The sequence below is a fragment of the Bacillus sp. FSL W8-0183 genome (assembly GCF_038006825.1).
Taxonomy (GTDB): Bacteria; Bacillota; Bacilli; order Bacillales; family Bacillaceae; genus Bacillus; species Bacillus altitudinis.
Map to the genome: position 1 here is coordinate 2,685,758 of NZ_JBBOVY010000001.1, position 19,548 is coordinate 2,705,305.

The 19,548-nt window shown below is 42.1% G+C and carries 21 protein-coding genes and 2 other annotated features; of the genes, 1 reads left to right on the plus strand and 20 read right to left on the minus strand.

Annotated features, from left to right (window positions below):
- Positions 1–17: 17 nt before the first annotated feature.
- The 19 genes from NSQ64_RS14330 to NSQ64_RS14420 form a co-directional block, all read right to left on the minus strand.
- On the minus strand, positions 18–461 hold the full coding sequence (locus NSQ64_RS14330; RefSeq protein WP_008342790.1) for an ACT domain-containing protein: 444 nt from the start codon (positions 459–461) through the stop codon (positions 18–20).
- 55 nt (positions 462–516) lie between these two features.
- Entirely contained in the window at positions 517–1,803 is a 1,287-nt protein-coding gene (obgE, locus tag NSQ64_RS14335) for a GTPase ObgE (protein WP_007501521.1), read from the minus strand.
- Between the two features lie 21 nt (positions 1,804–1,824).
- Positions 1,825–2,418, minus strand: a complete 594-nt coding sequence (locus tag NSQ64_RS14340; RefSeq protein ID WP_007501522.1) for a sporulation initiation phosphotransferase B — start codon at positions 2,416–2,418, stop codon at positions 1,825–1,827.
- Between the two features lie 277 nt (positions 2,419–2,695).
- Positions 2,696–2,980, minus strand: coding sequence for a 50S ribosomal protein L27 (gene rpmA, locus NSQ64_RS14345; RefSeq protein WP_003216586.1), 285 nt, complete (start codon positions 2,978–2,980; stop codon positions 2,696–2,698).
- Positions 2,981–2,992: 12 nt separating this feature from the next.
- Complete coding sequence (locus NSQ64_RS14350) at positions 2,993–3,331, minus strand: ribosomal-processing cysteine protease Prp (RefSeq protein ID WP_007501524.1); 339 nt, start codon at positions 3,329–3,331, stop codon at positions 2,993–2,995.
- Positions 3,332–3,345: 14 nt separating this feature from the next.
- A complete protein-coding gene (gene rplU / locus NSQ64_RS14355; RefSeq protein ID WP_003216781.1) occupies positions 3,346–3,654 on the minus strand; it encodes a 50S ribosomal protein L21 in 309 nt (102 codons plus the stop codon).
- Between the two features lie 12 nt (positions 3,655–3,666).
- Positions 3,667–3,740 (minus strand) — a sequence feature (ribosomal protein L21 leader region).
- Between the two features lie 66 nt (positions 3,741–3,806).
- Positions 3,807–4,676 carry a M50 family metallopeptidase gene (locus NSQ64_RS14360; protein ID WP_024718398.1) on the minus strand — a complete coding sequence of 290 codons (870 nt, stop codon included), beginning with the start codon at positions 4,674–4,676 and terminating at the stop codon, positions 3,807–3,809.
- On the minus strand, positions 4,669–5,460 hold the full coding sequence (locus NSQ64_RS14365) for a M23 family metallopeptidase (RefSeq protein ID WP_024718399.1): 792 nt from the start codon (positions 5,458–5,460) through the stop codon (positions 4,669–4,671). The genes NSQ64_RS14360 and NSQ64_RS14365 overlap by 8 nt, the downstream gene beginning before the upstream one ends.
- A gap of 109 nt (positions 5,461–5,569) precedes the next feature.
- Positions 5,570–6,373 (minus strand): septum site-determining protein MinD, encoded by an 804-nt coding sequence (minD, locus tag NSQ64_RS14370; RefSeq protein ID WP_017358134.1) that lies wholly within the window; start codon positions 6,371–6,373, stop codon positions 5,570–5,572.
- A gap of 2 nt (positions 6,374–6,375) precedes the next feature.
- Positions 6,376–7,059, minus strand: coding sequence for a septum site-determining protein MinC (minC, locus tag NSQ64_RS14375; protein WP_007501533.1), 684 nt, complete (start codon positions 7,057–7,059; stop codon positions 6,376–6,378).
- 54 nt (positions 7,060–7,113) lie between these two features.
- Positions 7,114–7,632 carry a rod shape-determining protein MreD gene (gene mreD, locus NSQ64_RS14380; protein WP_341017058.1) on the minus strand — a complete coding sequence of 173 codons (519 nt, stop codon included), beginning with the start codon at positions 7,630–7,632 and terminating at the stop codon, positions 7,114–7,116.
- On the minus strand, positions 7,629–8,528 hold the full coding sequence (gene mreC, locus NSQ64_RS14385; protein WP_024718400.1) for a rod shape-determining protein MreC: 900 nt from the start codon (positions 8,526–8,528) through the stop codon (positions 7,629–7,631). The genes mreD and mreC overlap by 4 nt, the downstream gene beginning before the upstream one ends.
- A gap of 27 nt (positions 8,529–8,555) precedes the next feature.
- Positions 8,556–9,575 (minus strand): rod shape-determining protein, encoded by a 1,020-nt coding sequence (locus NSQ64_RS14390; RefSeq protein ID WP_007501538.1) that lies wholly within the window; start codon positions 9,573–9,575, stop codon positions 8,556–8,558.
- Between the two features lie 90 nt (positions 9,576–9,665).
- Positions 9,666–10,340, minus strand: a complete 675-nt coding sequence (radC, locus tag NSQ64_RS14395) for a RadC family protein (protein WP_341018333.1) — start codon at positions 10,338–10,340, stop codon at positions 9,666–9,668.
- A gap of 48 nt (positions 10,341–10,388) precedes the next feature.
- Positions 10,389–10,958 carry a Maf family protein gene (locus NSQ64_RS14400; protein ID WP_007501543.1) on the minus strand — a complete coding sequence of 190 codons (570 nt, stop codon included), beginning with the start codon at positions 10,956–10,958 and terminating at the stop codon, positions 10,389–10,391.
- A 177-nt stretch (positions 10,959–11,135) separates the two neighbouring features.
- The gene (locus NSQ64_RS14405) at positions 11,136–12,329 is read right to left on the minus strand and encodes an SPOR domain-containing protein (protein WP_341017061.1); all 1,194 of its coding nucleotides are present in this window, start codon (positions 12,327–12,329) and stop codon (positions 11,136–11,138) included.
- Positions 12,310–13,041, minus strand: a complete 732-nt coding sequence (locus NSQ64_RS14410) for a prepilin peptidase (protein ID WP_341017063.1) — start codon at positions 13,039–13,041, stop codon at positions 12,310–12,312. The genes NSQ64_RS14405 and NSQ64_RS14410 overlap by 20 nt, the downstream gene beginning before the upstream one ends.
- Before the next feature lie 149 nt (positions 13,042–13,190).
- Entirely contained in the window at positions 13,191–14,495 is a 1,305-nt protein-coding gene (locus NSQ64_RS14415) for a bifunctional folylpolyglutamate synthase/dihydrofolate synthase (RefSeq protein ID WP_341017064.1), read from the minus strand.
- Between the two features lie 65 nt (positions 14,496–14,560).
- Positions 14,561–17,203 (minus strand): valine--tRNA ligase, encoded by a 2,643-nt coding sequence (locus NSQ64_RS14420; RefSeq protein WP_146270676.1) that lies wholly within the window; start codon positions 17,201–17,203, stop codon positions 14,561–14,563.
- A 58-nt stretch (positions 17,204–17,261) separates the two neighbouring features.
- Positions 17,262–17,491 (minus strand) — a binding site (T-box leader).
- A gap of 169 nt (positions 17,492–17,660) precedes the next feature.
- On the opposite strand from NSQ64_RS14420, the gene NSQ64_RS14425 reads away from it, so the two are divergent.
- The gene (locus NSQ64_RS14425; protein WP_003216497.1) at positions 17,661–17,849 is read left to right on the plus strand and encodes a hypothetical protein; all 189 of its coding nucleotides are present in this window, start codon (positions 17,661–17,663) and stop codon (positions 17,847–17,849) included.
- 79 nt (positions 17,850–17,928) lie between these two features.
- Here the strand turns inward: NSQ64_RS14425 and ysxE are convergent, their stop codons facing one another.
- The gene (ysxE, locus tag NSQ64_RS14430; protein WP_035391224.1) at positions 17,929–18,960 is read right to left on the minus strand and encodes a spore coat protein YsxE; all 1,032 of its coding nucleotides are present in this window, start codon (positions 18,958–18,960) and stop codon (positions 17,929–17,931) included.
- Between the last annotated feature and the right edge of the window lie 588 nt (positions 18,961–19,548).

Consider the following 19,548-nt stretch of genomic DNA (forward strand, 5'->3'; position numbering starts at 1 on the left):
TGCTATGATCTCTCCTTTTACGCCCCAGAACCTAGAATTTCAACTTTTTCGACAAATTCAAGTTTTCTTAATTGATTCATGACTGTATTGATATCATCTGCCATGCCGGCCGTACTGATCGACAGGGTAACATTCGCTCTTCCTTGCAGCGGAATCGTTTGGTGAATGGATAACACATTACAGCCAGAGTCAGCCACAATTTGCAGCAGCCTAGACAGAGCCCCAGACCGATCCTCCAGGTGGAAAAACAATGTGATGATCTGCTCTTTGACCATAGTATAAAATGGAAAAACAGCATCTCGATATTTATAAAAAGCACTGCGGCTTAAATCCGCTTTTTGAACAGCATCAGCAACTGAATCCGCTTTTTTGCGATCGAGAAGCTTTTTGACTTCAAGCGTTTTTCGCATCGCATCCGGAAGTACATCCTCTCTTACTAAATAGAACGTTTCTTCTTTCACCTGTTTTCTCCCCTTTTAAAAACGGGAGAGCCCATGAACTGGACCCTCCTTTTGATCAATCGATAAATTCAAATTCAAATTCAAGCAGACGAATGATGTCTCCATCTTTTGCACCACGTTCACGCAGGGCATCATCAACGCCCATTCCGCGCAGCTGTCTAGAGAATCGTTTCACTGACTCGTCTCTTGAGAAATCTGTCATCTTAAACAGTCGCTCAAGTGCTTTACCAGTTAAGACAAACGTACCATCAGGATCTCTTGAGATCTCAAATGCTGCTTCTCCTTCATCAAACTTGTACATCACACGGTTATCAGAGAGCTCTTCTTCATTGTAGAGCGGGAATTCCGGTGTTGTTTCAAGCTGATTGGCAATTTCAAATAAGAGCTCACGAAGCCCTTCTCTTGTGATCGCACTAATTGGGAACACTTTATAGTCATCTGTTAATTTTTCTTTAAATGCCGCTAGATTGTCAGCTGCATCCGGCATGTCCATTTTGTTCGCTACAATGATTTGCGGACGCTCTGTCAATCTCATGTTGTATTGCTCAAGCTCTTCGTTAATCGTCACGTAATCTTCGTATGGGTCACGCCCTTCAAGTCCAGACATATCAATGACATGGACAATGACACGTGTACGTTCAATGTGGCGTAAAAATTGATGACCTAAGCCAACACCTTCGTGCGCTCCTTCGATCAGTCCTGGCAGATCCGCCATGACAAAGCTTCGGTTATCGTCTGTTTCAACAACTCCGAGGTTTGGCACAAGCGTTGTAAAATGATAATCCGCAATTTTTGGTTTCGCAGAAGAGACAATCGAAAGCAGTGTTGACTTCCCGACACTTGGGAAACCAACAAGTCCAACATCTGCAAGTACTTTTAATTCTAAGATGACGTCACGTTCTTTACCTGGCTCACCGTTTTCAGACAGCTGTGGTGCAGGGTTTGCTGGTGTTGCGAAGCGTGAATTTCCACGTCCACCACGTCCACCTTTGGCAATCACAGCCCGCTGTCCATGCTCTGTCAAGTCAGCTAGTACTTGTTCCGTCTCGGCATCTGTCACCACTGTACCCGGCGGAACTTTAACAATCATTTCTTCCGCATTTCGGCCATGCTGGTTTTTACTCATTCCATGCTCACCGCGGTCCGCCTTGAAATGACGCTTATAACGAAAGTCCATTAACGTTCTGAGTCCTTCGTCTACTTCAAATACTACATCTGCACCATTTCCGCCATCGCCGCCTGCTGGCCCGCCTTTTGGCACATATTTTTCACGACGGAACGCCACCATACCGTTTCCGCCGTCACCGCCTTTAACATACACTTTAACCTGATCTACAAACATAACTTCCTCCGTTTCTCTGCATCACATATCTCGTTCTTGCCTCAAACAAAGCTCAATCATGGACTCGTGATTCGTCACATGAAATTGCGTTATACTCATACATGGATAGTTTGCGTCATGAAACGCATTTAACGCATCCAAACTTGTTAATTTTCCTTTGAAATCAAAATATAAGATCACATCATTCTCTTCATGATCCGTTTGGAAAGTGACCGTTAAATGATTTTCAGTTTTTTGGCAAACTGATTGATCGAATATCGAAAACAACTCCCGTGATACCGTTAGCAGCTGCGATTCATATGCTGATAAGTCTCGGGTTTCACCAAGCACTTCATATTCTAGGGTGATAAAATGCGACTCCCAATTAAAGGTTAGAAAGTAATAGGCCAATTGGGGAATTTTTAAATTTGAGAGTTTGGATTCATGCTGTGCTTCAATGACCATTTCTTCTATTATTTCGAACACTCGGTCATATTTTTCTAATGTCAAGTTGCCTTTGATTAACTGCAATTTATTCATCCAGTCGTGTCTTGAACGACTAAGCAAATGGATCAATTCATTCGTTAATGCAACGTGAGTTAATTTTTCGTTTTGTTTACTTGGTATCTCTTCCATTATCGCACTCCCAATCGTTTGGTCTCTCTTTTAGGAGTCTTATCATCAATATGTCTCCCTGAATTATAACAGAGAAGACAGCTTAGAAAAACACTAGTTATGTGAGGAAAGGTTGTTTTTTCTGATCGTATAGGAGAAAATGAGGCAAAGTCAGCAAACATTCTTTGATATTTATGGAGTGCATCTTCTTTTATCATCTTCGGTACTACTTGTAAAAAGCGCAAAAGCTCCCTGAATAGTGAAAAAAACTCCAGTCAATGACCGGAGTTTTTAGCAATTATTGTGCCGCAGGATATACGCTCACTTTTTTACGGTCACGACCGAAACGTTCGAATTTAACCGTTCCGTCGATTTTAGCGAAAAGAGTGTCGTCGCCTCCGCGTCCAACGTTTTCACCTGGATAGATTTTCGTTCCACGTTGACGATAAAGGATAGAACCACCAGTTACGAATTGACCATCAGCACGTTTAGCGCCTAAACGTTTAGACTCAGAGTCACGTCCGTTCTTTGTAGAACCTACCCCTTTTTTAGATGCGAAAAATTGAAGATCTAATCTAAGCATGAAGTTCACCTCCTATTTTTTTGTAGATATTCTCACATAATCGTGATAATCTCGTTCAATTGTTTCTAAGGAAACGACCATGCCTTCTAAAAGCAACTGGGCTTTTTCAAAGGTGACTGGATCTGTATCAGCTGGCAGTTCAAAAGAGAAATACCCGCCTTCATCTCCAATATCAAGCAGTGGATCCATTCCTGTCAGTGCAATAATTGAATTGACTGATCCGAAAACAACAGCAGATACACCTGCACAAACGAGATCCTGACCTTTTTCAGCAAACTCGGCATGTCCAGTCATCTGAAAAGACGTAATGCTTTCATCTGCCGGCGACCGAGTAATGGTTGCTTTGATCATATCACTCACACGCCTTAAGCGTTGATTTTTTCGATAACAACTTTAGTGTAAGGTTGACGATGACCTTGTTTTTTGTGGTTGTTTTTCTTCGGTTTGTACTTGAACACAGTAATTTTCTTACCGCGACCTTGTTTTTCAACTTTAGCCGTTACTGTTGCTCCAGCAACTGAAGGGTTACCCACTTTGACAGTGTCTCCGCCGACAAACAATACGTTTTCGAAAGTAACTGTTTCACCTGCTTCAGCAGCTAGTTTTTCAACATAAACAGTTTGACCTTCTTCAACTTTTACTTGTTTACCACCAGTTTCGATAATTGCGTACATCTCTGCACCTCCTAATAAACTCAGACTCGCCGAATACAGGGGGCCAATAGGCACTTTACACCTGCTCCGCGCGGTTGTAGCACGGGTGCTACATATCCATAACATTAAAAAATATATCAAATTAGACGCTGAATGTCAATGTATTTTCACCATTAGTACGGCAAAAGAAGATCTTCCATGGAAGAGGTGGTTCTTCGATCTGAAAAATAAGCATGGAGCAATTCATTTTCATCTAGCTGGCTCATTTTCACACCATTCCGTTCGATAATAATGGGATGCTTACAGCCCCTTTGGAATCGCGCCATCACTTCATATATTTTCTCCTCAGCACTGGCTCTCAGCGGAATGAGTTTCTCTACCTTTTGCTCTTTTTTACCGTAATAACGTTCTAGTAAAAAACGTACCCTGATATAATGCCGCTGCCGGTGCTCCATCACAAGCGAGTAGGCTAAAAAAGTGAGCAGGATCCAGCCGTTGAATTGCAGCGGAGCAAAACAGAGTAACCCTGCTGTCAAAAGACCGAAAAAAATGAGAGAGCCTTTTATTGCAAGGGCATGTGCCTGTTGGAAAGGGTAAAAAACAGATAAGAGCAAAAAGAATAATTTCCCGCCATCAAGTGGCCAAATGGGCAAAAGGTTCACTAAAAAAATCGCTACATTATAAAAAGTAAACATCGTAAAGACATCATATGAGATAAGTGAGGCTTCCATGAGAAGCCAGGCGACGAGCTGGAGCGGGACATGCTGAAGCGGTCCGCATAAAATGACCGCCAACTCTTCTTTTAGCGGACGGTTCCCATGCTCTTCTACTTCTACCGCCCCGCCAAATGGCAGTAAAAAAATCCGCCGAATCCGCCAGTGATAATAACAAGCAGCCGCTGCATGTCCAAGCTCATGGACACAGACGATGATGAGCAGACAAAGCAACGGCTTAATTTGACCTGATAGCATGGCAAATGCCATGACTATCCAAAGGAGCGGGTGAACATGGACCTTTGTCAGCATGAGCAGCCATCTATTCAAAGGTCATCACCTGAATGGGATCAATAAACTGTTCATTTTGCTTAATGGCGAAGTAATATGTCCCCTTGCCTTGTTTATCAAGCGCAATTTGACCAATTTTTTCCCCTTTATCGACAAAATCGTATAAAGCCACATCAGCTTCTTTTAGTTGGCCGTACCAGCTGTAGCTGTTATCTGCATGCTGCACCACGACTGTGAGCCCCGTATCACTTTTCTTTTTCACTTCTACGACATAGCCTTCTTTCATACTATCGATGGCTTCAGCAGATGTTTCAACTTTCACTCCGGCACCATTTTGCGTAAAGGATTCCTGCACTTTTCCAGAGGCAGGGACAGCCAGCTCTTGATTGGCTTGTACGTCCTTTTGTCCTTCTTTTTTATCGGTTAAAAAGGCAAGTGGGTTTCCGACAGTCTTCTCAAACCACCGGTTGGCGGCGGCAAATTGAAAATCTTGTTCAAAGGTTTGACTGATCATCGGCTTCAGCTGCTGAAAAGGCCCCGCCTGTCCTTTAAATGAAATAGCGGCAATCAGTACAAGAGAGGCAGAAAGTAAACATTTAAGCACAAATGTATTTGAATGAAATAACGGATGGCGAAATTTTTTCGGCTGATGAGAAGTTGACTCGTAGGAAGCCGAGCCAGAATGCTTTTCTTCTTCTGTTAACATGACCCATGGCGGAATATCATCTTTCTTCTTGAAAGCTGCCTTCTTAGGGGCTGCAGCTGGCTGCTTCATTTTGCGGCGCTGCGCTATTTTCTTTCGATACTCGTCCACTCTTTTCATAAGATCACCCTTTACATACAAACAGTTTGTACATTTTATGTGGCGACCTCATATGATATGCACCAAAAAGACCGATTCTCATCGAATCGGTCTCATCTCACGTGAATCATTATGCTCTTACACCGAAAAATGCTTTCAGCTTTGCAAACATCCCTTTGTTTTCTTCTTCAAAGGATTGAAGAGGAACAGATTCACCTAGTACGCGGCGAGCAATATTGCGATACGCAATGGAAACTTTATTTTTAGCATCCATGACAATCGGTTCACCATTGTTTGAAGCCTTAATGACATCATCATCATCGGCTACAATGCCGAGAAGATCAATTGATAAATGATGAACAACTTCATCCACATCCATCGAATCGCCATTTTTCGCCATGTGTGTACGAATGCGGTTCACAATCAAACGAGGCGGTTCAATATCCTCTTGTTCCAGCAAGCCGATAATTCGGTCTGCATCTCTCACAGCTGAGATTTCAGGTGTCGTGACCACAATCGCTTTGTCAGCACCTGATACAGCATTTTTAAAGCCTTGCTCAATTCCAGCAGGGCAATCAATGACAACATAATCAAAGTCTTGTTTCAATGATTGAATTAATTCTTTGATCTGCTCCGGCTCTACCGCCGTTTTATCGCTTGTTTGAGCAGCAGGTAAAAGATACAACAGATCCTCGAACCGCTTATCCTTCACAAGCGCTTGGTGAATCTTGCATCTTCCTTCTACTACATCGACTAGATCATAAATAATGCGGTTTTCAAGCCCCATCACGACATCTAAATTCCGAAGGCCGATGTCGGTATCAACTAGACACACTTTTTTCCCTTGAATTGCTAGTGCTGTGCCTAAGTTTGCAGATGTTGTTGTTTTGCCAACGCCGCCTTTTCCTGAGGTAATCACAATAGCCTCGCCCAATTTCACATTCCTCCCTCAAGCCTTGTCAGATTAGGTCTTATATGAGCCAATTGCTGCAGGCGTTCAATGATCATATTGCCATCTATATCTAAATAAGCACATTCCATTTCATTTCCATCTTCTTTTTGATCCGGTGCACGGTTAAACACCTGTGCGATGCGAAGCTGGGTTGGAATCATATGAGATGCCGCAATCACAGCTTGTTTGTTTCCATTACATCCAGCATGCGCTACACCTTTTAATGCACCGAGCACAAAAATATTCCCCCCTGCACGAATGGTTCCGCCAGGGTTGACATCTCCTATTAATAAAAGATCCCCTTCGACATAAAGCACCTGTCCAGAGCGTACAATTTTTGCTACAGAAGTAATCTCAGCCTCTGCTTTTAAACGTCTCGCCTCTTCAGTTGACATGACGTCACTTTCAATAGAGTGAATGACGAGATGTTCATTTTCAGACACCGCTTCAGTTAAACGCGCCTCTTGATCCTCTGTTAAATATCGAAAACCAAGTTTAATATGCACATTGACTTTATGTCCTTCTCTTCCATCTGTATATTGCTCAAGTAAAAGAACCTCTCGCAAGCCAGAAAGAAGGTCTTCAAACGAACAGTCATCATTTAGCTGTAATGTTAATCCGTTTTTTGTACCTTTTATTGTCACATACTGCTGTTTTTGAGTTTTCAAGATGCTCACCTCAACAACATACTCATTTCGCCGTAATTGGACAAACTCCTGCTTTTATTTGTCGATCAGTCCTTGTTTCACATTGATGAAAAAGAGCCTAAGCGGCACAACAAGTATGAGAGACGCAGCAGTATTTAAAAGAATCGTTGGAATAAAGCGTTCGATGACATACGTATTAAAAGGCATAATACCTGGTTGAATCGTCGCTTGAACGCCGTACACATAAAACTCCATCACTGCAACAGCAATCATCGATAGAAAGACAACGACTAACATATTCGTTTGGAGAACTTTGAAGGCTTTTGCTAACAAATAGCAGAGCGCACCAAAGCCAAACATATGAACACCAAGAATACCTGTATACGAAATATCATATAAAAGTCCAAAGATAAATCCATAAATCACACCATATTTTTGATTCACAAAAGCTGTCATAAATACAAGTGCGAGTAAGATGAAATGAGGTGCTAAAATTTGATTATCTGAAACAAATGGGAGCTTCACTAAATCGACAAAAATACTGTCAAATACGAAAATAAACAACATGACGAAAGCAAGAAGGACACGTTTCACGAGCCTTCCTCCTTCGTTAATTGAGATGCATCTGCCGAACTTGTACTGCGATTCACAACAATCACGCGGTCTAAATTATTGAGTTCAGCAGCTGGTTCTACATAAATAATTTTTGTCAGTCCGTAATGGTCCGGCTCAATTTCGCTTACCTTTCCAATCGTCAAGCCCTGCGGGAATACGCCCCCTGCTCCAGATGTTTCAACGAGATCTCCTTTTTTGACATCCCCATCAGCATCGGATTTTAAAATGTTCATTGTCAGCATTTTTTTCTTGCTGTCATAACCGTTAATAATTCCATTGAGTTCTTCTTTGCCCTTTTTCGCAAAAATTTTCGTTGAAATTCTATTATTTTGATCTGTAGAGCTTAGCAACCTTACAGTCGACGTAAAATTGTTGAGCTTATCACTTTCAATTTTCCCAATTAACGCACCACTCTCATTGGTGACCGCCATATCTTTTTCAACGCCTTGTTTTTTCCCTTTATCAATCATGACAAAACTATCCCAAAGGGACGGGTTTCTCGCAATGACTGTTGAAAGAATGGGCGTGTAGTCACGAATAGAGTTCACATATCCGAGCTGCTTGCGAAGCTTTTTGTTCTCATCTTCTAGTTCTTGAAGTTTCGCCTCATATTGGGTTTGTCCATCAAGTTTTTTTCGAAGACGCTCGTTTTCATCATATGTGTTCTTTAAATCTTGTACGTTCCCATAAATACCGGCAATAAATTGTGATGGTTTATGAAAGACACCTTGAAAAAAGCCTGTCGTATCCCCCACTAATTTTTCCGGCCATGAAGCACCTCTGCCGCTTTTCACTGAAAAACCAATCATGGCCACCAGTACGATGACACAGACAAGGAGCAACATTAATCTTTTATTCATAAAAAACTGCGGCATGTCTTACACCTCTTTATTTACGCCCAATTATCGATTATCTTTAGATTTTCCTTTGAACAAGTGAATATGTTCTAGTGCTTTCCCTGTTCCGATCGCCACACAGTCAAGCGGATCTTCAGCAATAATGACCGGCATTTTTGTTTCATCACTAATGACTTTGTCAAGATTACGTAGCAATGCACCACCGCCTGTTAAAACGATTCCACGGTCCATAATATCTGCTGCCAGCTCAGGTGGCGTTTTTTCAAGTGTCATTTTGACCGCATCGACAATTGTTTCCACCGTATCGCGAAGCGCTTTTGCAATTTCTTCTGCCGTAATAGAGATCGTTTTTGGCAGACCTGTTAAAAGGTCACGGCCGCGAATGTCCATCTCATCATGTACGTCAGGCTGCGCAGAACCGATTTCCATTTTAATCGCTTCTGACGTGCGATCACCAATCATAAGATTATACGTTTTACGAATGTAGCTGCTGATCGCATCATCCATCTCGTCTCCTGCCACACGGATCGATTGAGATGTCACAATACCGCCAAGTGAAATAATGGCTACTTCTGTTGTACCGCCGCCAATATCTACAACCATGCTTCCAGTTGGCTCCCATACAGGAAGGTTAGCACCGATTGCCGCAGCAAATGGCTCTTCAATAGGGTATGCGTCACGAGCACCAGCTTGTCTTGTTGCATCAATGACTGCACGCTCTTCTACTGCTGTAATACCAGATGGTACACACACCATCACGTACGGTTTACGAGCAAAAAGCCCTTTACCTTTTAATGCTTGATTAATGTAATATTTCATCATTGTTGCTGTCGTCTCGTAGTCTGCAATGACTCCGTCTTTCATTGGGCGCAGTGCCACAACATTACCAGGTGTACGACCGATCATGTTTCTAGCGTCATTTCCAACCGCCACTATAGACTTCGTATCAGTTTCCAAAGCTACGACCGAAGGTTCTCTCACAACAATGCCTTTTCCTTTAATAAAAACAAGCGTATTCGCTGTTCCAAGATCTATTCCAAGGTCTTTTGTACCAATTCCAAACATATGTATGTATCTTCCTTTCTTAAACCAAAATTCCCTTTAGGGAAAAACTCATAAACTCTATTATATCGTAAAACATTGAAAAAAAAAGTGTTACAAATACCCTTTTTCCTTCAAACTCACAAATTTTTGATCACCGATCACTAGATGATCAAGCAGCTGTATTCCAATCAGCTTTCCACATTCAAAAAGTCGCTGTGTGACTTCAATATCTTCCCTGCTGGGCGTCGGATCTCCAGATGGATGGTTGTGCACACATATAAATGAAGCGGCCGAACGTTTAAAGGCCTCTTTAAAAATTTCGCGCGGGTGAACAATCGACGAATTTAGACTTCCGATAAACACAGTATGTTTATGAAGAACTTGATTTTTGGTATTGAGATAAAGACAAACGAAATTCTCCTGCGTCAAAAATCTCATATCTTCCATCACAAAATTCGCACCATCTTCCGGCGTGCGGATCACATAACGATTGTCCGTCGTTTGATGGTGTAATCTAGTGCCGAGTTCTAAAGCAGCTAAAAGAGAGATCGCCTTCGCTTTTCCAACTCCTCGAATCTTTGATAGTTCTTCAATCGAAGCTTCCTTCACAGAACGAAGACCACCAAATGTTTGCAAAAGTCTTGCGGACACTTGAAGAACTGATTCCTTTTTTGTGCCTGTTCTCAAAAGAATTGCGACAAGTTCATGGCTTGATAAGCTGCTTGGGCCATATTTGACAAATCGTTCGCGCGGCTTTTCATCATGAGGAAAATGCTTCAGCAGCATAGGGAAATGATTCAAGATCTACACTCCTTTTTTGATTCCTTCCCGTCATCAAAAAGGGGTGATACCAAATGTTTCAAGCACTCTGACTGTTTTAGCAATAGGGAGTCCTACAACGGAAAAATAATCACCGTCTATTTTTTGTACAAACAGGGCACCTTTTCCTTGAATGCCATAGCTTCCAGCTTTATCAAGGGGCTCACCTGTTTCAATATAGCGGTCTATTTCATCTTGTGTAAGCGGCCAAAATGTCACGTCTGTCTGTTCATAAAATGTTTCTTTTCTATTCTCTGATTGAATCGTGACACCAGTCAAGACTTGATGTGTCTTACCTGACAATAATTGAAGCATTGAGGCTGCATCTTCCTTGTCTTTTGGCTTCCCAAGACATTTGCCATCAATTGCAACAATTGTATCTGCACCAATGATCACAGCTTTGGGATGTATTTTTTGAATATCATTTGCTTTTTGTTCTGCCAACCATTGGACGTTCTCAGCAGGAGAAAGGTTTCGATTTATTTCTTCTTTTAAATCACTTGCTTGAATGTCATAAGAAAACCCTGCTAAATCAAGCAATTCTTTTCTTCTAGGTGATTGAGATGCGAGTATTAACTGGTTCATGTTTGTTCATCCTTTCAGGGTTTAGCCTAAGAAGTAAGATACCCATTCATCCTATCAAATGAACATCTTACCGACAATTAACGAAAATGCCATTTTCATGTTCCTACATCATTATGTTGGAAGCAAAAGAAAAAAACTAGTCATTTTTAGACTAGTTTGGCTGTTAAAAACATGATTTTACGTATTTAGTTGATCTAATAGCGCTTGCTGAGATTTCCAGCCATTTTCAGCAGATGGGTCATTTAAAAGCTGTACAGCTTTCAGCAAACTGCTTTTAGCTGGTGCGTCGGTTGTTTTGGCATTTTCAAGCTCAGAAATCAACTGAGTGACTTCTTTTTGATCCACATCTTCTCCTGCAATCACCTTAGAGGATAGGACAGATGCCTTCTCTATTAAACCTGTCAGCTCATCCGGCACTTGAAATGAGAGCTCTTTTCCTCCCCATGCTTCAAAGTGCTGATCGATCAATTTTTTCCCAACGGCACTTGTCATACCTTGTTCTGTGGCAAGTCCGGCAATAACATAATATCCATCATCCATTGATACCTTTTTACCTGCATATCCTGCCTCTTTTAAACTGTCAACTAAGTCATCTGCTCCTTTTTCAGAAGAAAACTTTCCAGCCTGCACCACAAAGGTTGAAAAATGACCTGCTGCACTTTTTTCACCTTCATTGTCCTTTGACGTATCTGCAAGATCAGCCGGTGGTGCATCTCCCCCAGCTTTCGCCGAAGGCCCGCTTCCAGATGCTGAGACGCTGATATGATCGCCTCCTGATGGATTGGCAGATCCATCTTTACTTAAACTTAGTGCAAATACACCGAGGCCTGTCCCTAGAACGACTGCAAACACAATCGTTGTCATCACTCGTTTGAAGGGACCGCGGTTTTTACTGAACTTCTGTTCAAAAGAACCTTTTTTCTTTTGATAAGGTGTGACGACCTTTGGATCCGAATGATAAATGTGATCAGCCGCATCGTCCCATTGAAAATCTTCTTCTTTCGGTTTAGACGGTTCTTCCCCGGAAGCGGCTGTCTCCTGTTCCGACTGCCTCTTTTCCTCCCAGTTCGAAAACGTCACTTGATCCTCTTGCTGTTTTTGAGGCTGATGCTCTTCTCCATGCAGCATTTCTTCCTTGCCATTAATATTGACCTTTAACCCTTGTTTTTTTGCCTGCCTTTTTTTCACTGTCATTCCCCGCTTTCTGACATTGTTTGTAAGAAAGACCTTTCTGTCCAATGAAATAGCGCGAATGTAACCCGTCCTTCTTTCTGTTTCACACTTTAACATAGCCAATAAAAAAAAGAACAAGACTTTTGTCGGCAGGTTCAAAAAGTGTTCGCCAATTTTCTCATCCAAAAAAATCACCAATTGGGTTTAACAGATCACACAAAAAAAGATAAAACCAGAAAGAACAAGCGATGGCAGGAACAAAAGGAAAGGGTTCATTTGCCTTGTAAGAAAACACCTTTGCGTAAACCATTCCCGTGACAGACGAAAGAAAAAGAATGGTCAGAAACGGCTTAAATCCGAAGCAAAATGCAAGCACACCAAATAGTTTGACATCCGCTCCCCCCATACTATTTGGCTTGAAATGTTCTAAACTATAAAACAAAAGAAGACAAATAAGAAGAGATGCCGCTCCTTCCCACCAAATAAAAAGCGGTTCTAGCGTGCGGTATATGACGAAAAGAGGAAAAAAGAAGAGAAAGAGCTCGTTGGGTACTCTCATATAAAAAAGATCGCTCACGACAGCAATCACGAATAAACTACATAGACTCACAAGAAAAAGGCCCTCAAAAGAGAAACCAGCATGTCTATAAACGAGTAAAAAAAGGCCGCCTGTCAACAGCTCAACCATTGGATAAAGCAAAGAGAGCCGGGTTCCGCAATGCTTACATGACCCTTTCAATACAATATAAGAAATAAGCGGGAGCATGTCGCGAAAAGAAAGCGGCTCTTTACAAGCTCCGCAGTGTGAACGAGGAAAAAGAATAGACCGCTTCATTGGAAGCCTCTCACCAACAAGATGAAAAAATGACCCCATGACCATGCCTGTGAAAAACATAAAAAAATCAATCAAATTAGGTGACTCCTTCCGGAAATAGAATAGACCGGATTGTACCATAGCGATTCACCTTTGATCACCTTGCGAAAAAGTGATTTTCCCCCTCTCCTACATATCAAAAGAAAAAAGACGCACATTGCATAGAAGCAATTTGCGTCTTTTCCTTACTGTAAAATACGACTTCGTACATCTGAGATAAAATAAAGGGAACCTGTCACCAGAATCATTGCTGAAGGGTCATCTCTTTTCTTCTGAATGAAGTCAAGCACTGCACGAGGGTCTTCATCAAACGATTTTGCTTCTAAATGACTGCAAGCATAAAGCTTTTCCGCTGATTCAGCTCTTGGAAAGTCAAAGGAAACAAAATGAATCGATGAACTAATCCTTTCAAGCTTTTCGATCATTTGTTTGTAAGGTTTATCTTTTAACGCACTAAAACATACATGAACCTGTTTACTAGAAAAATGAGCTTGTACAGTTTCGATTAAACGGTCCATTCCTTCTTCGTTATGAGCACCATCTAAATAAACAAGAGGCTGATCTTGGACCTTTTCAAATCTTCCAGCCCACACCGCCTGCCGAATTCCTTCATAAACTTGCTCATTTAGCACATGGATATATCCTTCTTGCTCCAGCCATTCAATGAGTAGAACAGCAAGGGAAGCATTTTGCCGTTGATGCGTTCCGATTAACCCTGTCTCTAGCTGCGAGTACTCCCTTTTTGGGGTAGTGAATGTGAAGCGTTCACCTGTTTCAGTCGGATGCTGGTCCCTAAAGGTACAAGTATCATGTAACGAGATAAACGGCGCATTCTTTTCTTCGGCTTTGTGTTGAATCACAGTAAGAGCTTCCGCTTGATGAACGGCCGTGATTATCGGAATCCCAGCTTTAATAATGCCAGCTTTTTCTGCTGCAATCTGATCAAGTGTGTCGCCTAAAATGGCCATATGATCGTGTCCAATCGACGTAATTGCTGTTAAGATGGGCGCTGCTACATTTGTAGAATCAAGCCTTCCGCCAAGTCCTGTTTCCAAGAGGACAAAGTCTACTTGGTGCACATAGGCAAAATAAGCAAACGCACATGCTGTAATAATCTCAAACTCTGTTGCTGCACCAAGCTCAGTGTCATCTAATTCATCAACTAAAGGCTTGATTTCGTTCACCAAACTCAGCCACTCTTCGTCTAAAATCGGCTCCCCATTAACACTAATTCGTTCATTGAACGTTAAAATAAATGGCGAGGTGAAGGTTCCAACTGAATAGCCCGCTGACTGTAAAATGGATCGCGTAAATGCAATCGTTGATCCTTTTCCATTTGTTCCAGCTACATGCACCGCTTTTATTTTTTGTTCAGGATGGTCTAGTCTGTCCATCAGCCATTTCATTCGTTCAAGTCCCGGTTTGACACCGAAAGCGAGTCTGCTATGAATCCATTCAATGGCTTCATGATAGGTTGTAAACAATGTCATCTCTCATTTCATACGAAATTTTCAAAAAAGACGACTCCAATTCATTAGGAGCCGTCTTTTCACTCTTATGCTTTCAGCTCTTCAATACGCTTTTGAACAGCTTCGCGTTTTGCGACATAATCACGTTCTTTCGCACGCTCTTCTTCTACGACACTTTCAGGCGCTTTTTTCATAAAGCCTTCATTGCCAAGCTTTTTCTGAACTCGTTCCACTTCTTTTGTCAGTTTATCAAGCTCTTTTTGCAGACGAGCAATTTCTTCATCTAAGTTGATTAAGCCTTCAAGCGGCAGAATGAGTTCTGCTCCAGAAATAACAGCCGTCATCGCTTTATCACTAGCTGGGACATCTGTGCCAATTTCAAGAACACTTGGGTTCGTGAAGCGCTCAATATATGAACGATTTTTCTCTAAACGTTCCTGAACATCAGACGTAGATGCTTTAATGTAAAGCTCAACTTGTTTGCTCATTGGCGTGTTGACTTCACTGCGAATGTTACGAACAGAACGAATCAGTTCAACAAGCAGTTTCATATCAGCAGAAGCTTGTTCGTTGGAAAGCTCCGGCTTCACTTCAGGCCATGCCGCTACAGTAATGGACTCACCTTCATGAGGTAGATGCTGCCAGATTTCTTCTGTTAAGAATGGCATAAACGGATGAAGAAGTCTCATCGTTTGATCTAATACATACGCAAGGATCGAACGAGTCGTTTTCTTCGCTGCTTCATCTTCTCCATAAAGCGGAAGTTTCGCCATTTCAATGTACCAATCACAGAAATCATCCCAAATGAAGTTGTATAAATGTCTGCCTACTTCACCGAACTCATACTTGTCAGCAAGCTGTGTGACACTTTCAATTGTTTCATTTAAGCGTGTCAAAATCCATTGATCAGCAACTGATTTTTCTCCTGTTAAATCAAGCTCATCATACGTTAAACCATCCATATTCATGAGAGCAAAACGGGATGCGTTCCAAATTTTGTTCGCAAAGTTCCAAGTGGATTCAACCTTTTCAAAGCTAAAACGTAAATCTTGACCTGGAGAGCTTCCAGTCGCTAAGAAATATCTCAATGAATCCGCTCCGTACTTGTCGATAACCTCCATTGGATCAATTCCGTTGCCAAGTGACTTACTCATTTTACGCCCTTGTTCATCGCGGATAAGACCGTGAATGAGGACATCTTTAAATGGTTTTTCTCCTGTGAATTCAAGACCTTGGAAGATCATACGGGATACCCAGAAGAAGATGATGTCATAGCCTGTTACAAGCAGATTGGTTGGGTAGTATCGCTTGAAGTCTTCACTGTCTGCATCTGGCCAGCCCATTGTAGAGAAAGGCCAAAGCGCTGAACTAAACCATGTATCAAGTACATCGTTATCTTGCTCCCAGTTTTCAATATCTTCTGGCGCATCAAGTCCCACGTATACTTCCTTCGTTTCTTTATGATACCAAGCCGGGATGCGGTGTCCCCACCATAGTTGACGAGAAATACACCAGTCACGAATGTTTTCCATCCAGTGTAAATACGTCTTTTCAAATCGGTCTGGAACAAATTGAACTTGCTCATCACCTTTTTGCAGATTGATGGCTTCATCTGCGAGCGGCTGCATTTTCACAAACCATTGTGTTGATAAATATGGCTCCACTACAGCGCCACTGCGCTCACTGTGACCAACTGAATGCATGTGGTCCTCAATTTTGAACAAAATGCCTTCTTCTTGAAGATCTTTCACAAGCTGTTTACGACATTCGAAGCGGTCCATTCCTTTGTATTGAAGTGCGTTTTCATTCATTGTGCCATCTTCATTCATCACAAGAATGCGCTCTAGGTTATGACGGTTTCCAAGCTCGAAGTCATTCGGGTCATGAGCCGGCGTTATTTTTACAGCTCCTGATCCAAATTCCATATCGACATAGTCATCCCCAACGATTGGAATCTCTCGGCCTGTAATTGGTAAAACAACTGTTTTCCCAATCAAATGCTGATAGCGTTCATCTTCAGGATGTACAGCGACTGCCGTATCTCCCAGCATCGTTTCAGGTCTTGTCGTCGCAATTTCAATCGAACCTGATCCATCTGCAAGCGGATATCTCAAGTGATAAAACGCACCTTGCACATCCTTGTAGATGACTTCAATATCAGAAAGGGCCGTTTTTGTTGCTGGGTCCCAGTTAATGATGTATTCTCCGCGATAGATCAATCCTTTTTCATACAATTGAACAAACACTTGGCGGACCGCTTTATTCAAGCCTTCATCTAATGTGAAACGCTCACGCGAATAGTCTAGACCTAGACCCATTTTCGCCCACTGGCTGCGAATAAAATCGGCATACTCTTCTTTCCACTTCCACGTTTCTTCTACAAATTTTTCACGTCCGAGATCATAGCGGCTCACACCTTCTTCGCGAAGCTTCGCCTCTACCTTGGCTTGTGTTGCAATACCCGCATGGTCCATTCCTGGCAGCCATAAAACATCATAGCCCTGCATCCGTTTCATACGAGTCACGATGTCTTGAAGAGTTGAATCCCAAGCATGCCCTAAGTGTAATTTTCCTGTCACGTTTGGTGGAGGAATGACGACTGTATATGGATCTTTCGTTTTGTCATTTTGTGCTTCGAAGAATTTCCCTTCAAGCCAGTACGTATAGCGGTCTTTTTCAATCGCATTTGGATCGTACTTTGTTGGCATTTCTTGATTATTTGTTCCCATTTGTGTTACCTCCACATTTTTTCGGCTGATGAAACATAAAAAAGCCTTTTCATCCTTATAAAAGGACGAAAAAGCTTTTTCGCGGTACCACCTTTTTTCACGAAACACTTAGACGTGTCCCGTACTCTCTAAAGGATAACGGGGATCTCCCGAATTTCTCTACTACATGTTTCAAGAAATTAAGCTCACAGGCGACCTTCCAAACAAGTGCATCCTAGAAAACCTTTCAGCTATTGGTTTCCCTCTCTTTAGGGGCTTGCTCGTACTCTTCCTGATCCACGCTTACGATATATCACGTTCATCAGCTTATACTCATCTTTTATTAATATTACTAAATGCCTTTTGTTTTCGTCAATCATCTTTTCCGCTTTTCTTCTTCTTTATACAAATTGGGCAGGCACCCTTTGCCTCTTTGCCCATATGATAATAACAAAATAAAGAAGGAGGGCGTTTTATTTTGAAAAAGATCAATCCTTACACACTCCCCCCATGGCTTAGACAAATTCGGGCAGTTGCCTCCCAAGTCGTTCTCCCGATTGCCATATTTCAAGGCTTTCGCACGATCATTTTTCCCACAACATTTGACGTCCTCATCTTAGGAATTCTTATATTTCTCGCCTGTGCCTTTCACCTTGATTGGTTTTAAGAGAGCTGAAAGCTGCAGGCTCACTCTTATGTATAGGTCCCTCGTTAGACATTTCATAGCGCAACAGCAAACAACCTCGTCACTCTTCTGATGACGAGGCATTTTGTTCTTCTTCAAGGCGTCTAGCCTGCTCAATTTCGTGTATTTTCATGACGGTCGGCTCAGAATTTTTCATTTGCCAATACGCCCTTAACAGCTCCTGACAACTTTCCATCTCATCCTGTCCGCCTGCTTCATAGGCTTTCACCGTATCAAACAAACTCTGCGGATAAGCGAGGTAGCTCAAGAACAAATGAATCTCTTCCTCACGAAGTTTATTTCCCTTTTGATACGTATAAAACAAAGATGTGCATTCAGGACAAGGAGTAGGGTAGGTTTTGAATGTGCGATAGTAAAAGGTCAAAAGGTCATAAATGGGGGCAGCCTTTTTGGACCGCTCAAAATTGGTGAAATGTCCTGTACCTACATCATTGTACAAAAAGTGATGGATTGACAATTGCCCATGGTTTAACACAATACGTGTCGTCTCTTGGTCTTTCATTTCCTCATGCCAATCCTCTAAACGTTCAAGTGCAAATTCACTTGCAGACATCGCTTCTGAAAAATACATAGCAGCAGCCAGCTCAAATGGCGACATATACCATGTTTGTTCTGCCCGCTCGATAAATCGTTCATACATGTCTTTCTCTGTTTCCCATTTGCTTTTCATTTGGGTGTAGTGAGCCTCTATTTCCTGCTCAGTAATGTCCATCATGACTTCTGTTCGTTTATGAAGTCTTGCAATCTCTTGAAATAAATATTCATGTTTATCGTCCTGCTCTTCTCTCTTTTCATTGGTCAGCCATGGCATGAGATAATACGTGTACTGGCTTTCCCGATGATTAGAGAAAAAGGAACCGCTCTTCGTGCGATAAATCGGCACAAACGAGCGATAGCCTTTTGATTCTAGTTCAAGCATTTGCTCTGTAAACTGCATGTGTCGATGGGGCTTTACCCGCTTTAGTGCAAATACGCCCTGCTTTGTATACACTCTAACGACAGCTGGACTGACAGGTTCGATATATTCAGCCTCAAGCCCGTATTCGTATAGGACAGATTGGATTTCATCCACGTTCTCTCACCACATTTTCTCGGTCCATCATCTCATACTATGCATTGCTTTTTTGATATTCAGGAATATAAAGAATCTGCCCTTCTTCAAGCTCTGCATCCACCGACAATGAATTCGTTCGAAGGAGCTGCTGCACATTCAACTGATATCGCTCACAAATACGATCGACCGTATCTTCTTGCTGAACTATACATATTTTCATGCGAGAAAAATCTTCCTCCTCCTGCTTAGCGAACAGCTTCGTTAAATAAAGAGAATTCTCACTGCCAGACGCTTCTCTCTGGTCATGTTCAAACTCCTCAGCTTCTTGAGCTGATTCATACACCTTTGGTGCTTCACGTTCATATAATCGTTCGAACTGATAGCTGTCATCCCGCTCTTCCTGCGTCTGTTCCATCTGATAAGTAGGTGATTCAAAGGCTGGATAAGCTGGCGGCTCTTCTTCTTCCTTGCTCTCTGCTTCAGGGTCTTTCCTCACTTCCACCTCAAAGAACGTATCATCCCGCTCCTCTTCTTCTAACAGCTTAGGCGGGTCAAAGAATGGCGGCTCTTGTACTTGAGCTTCTGGGAAGGAACGATACCCAAGCG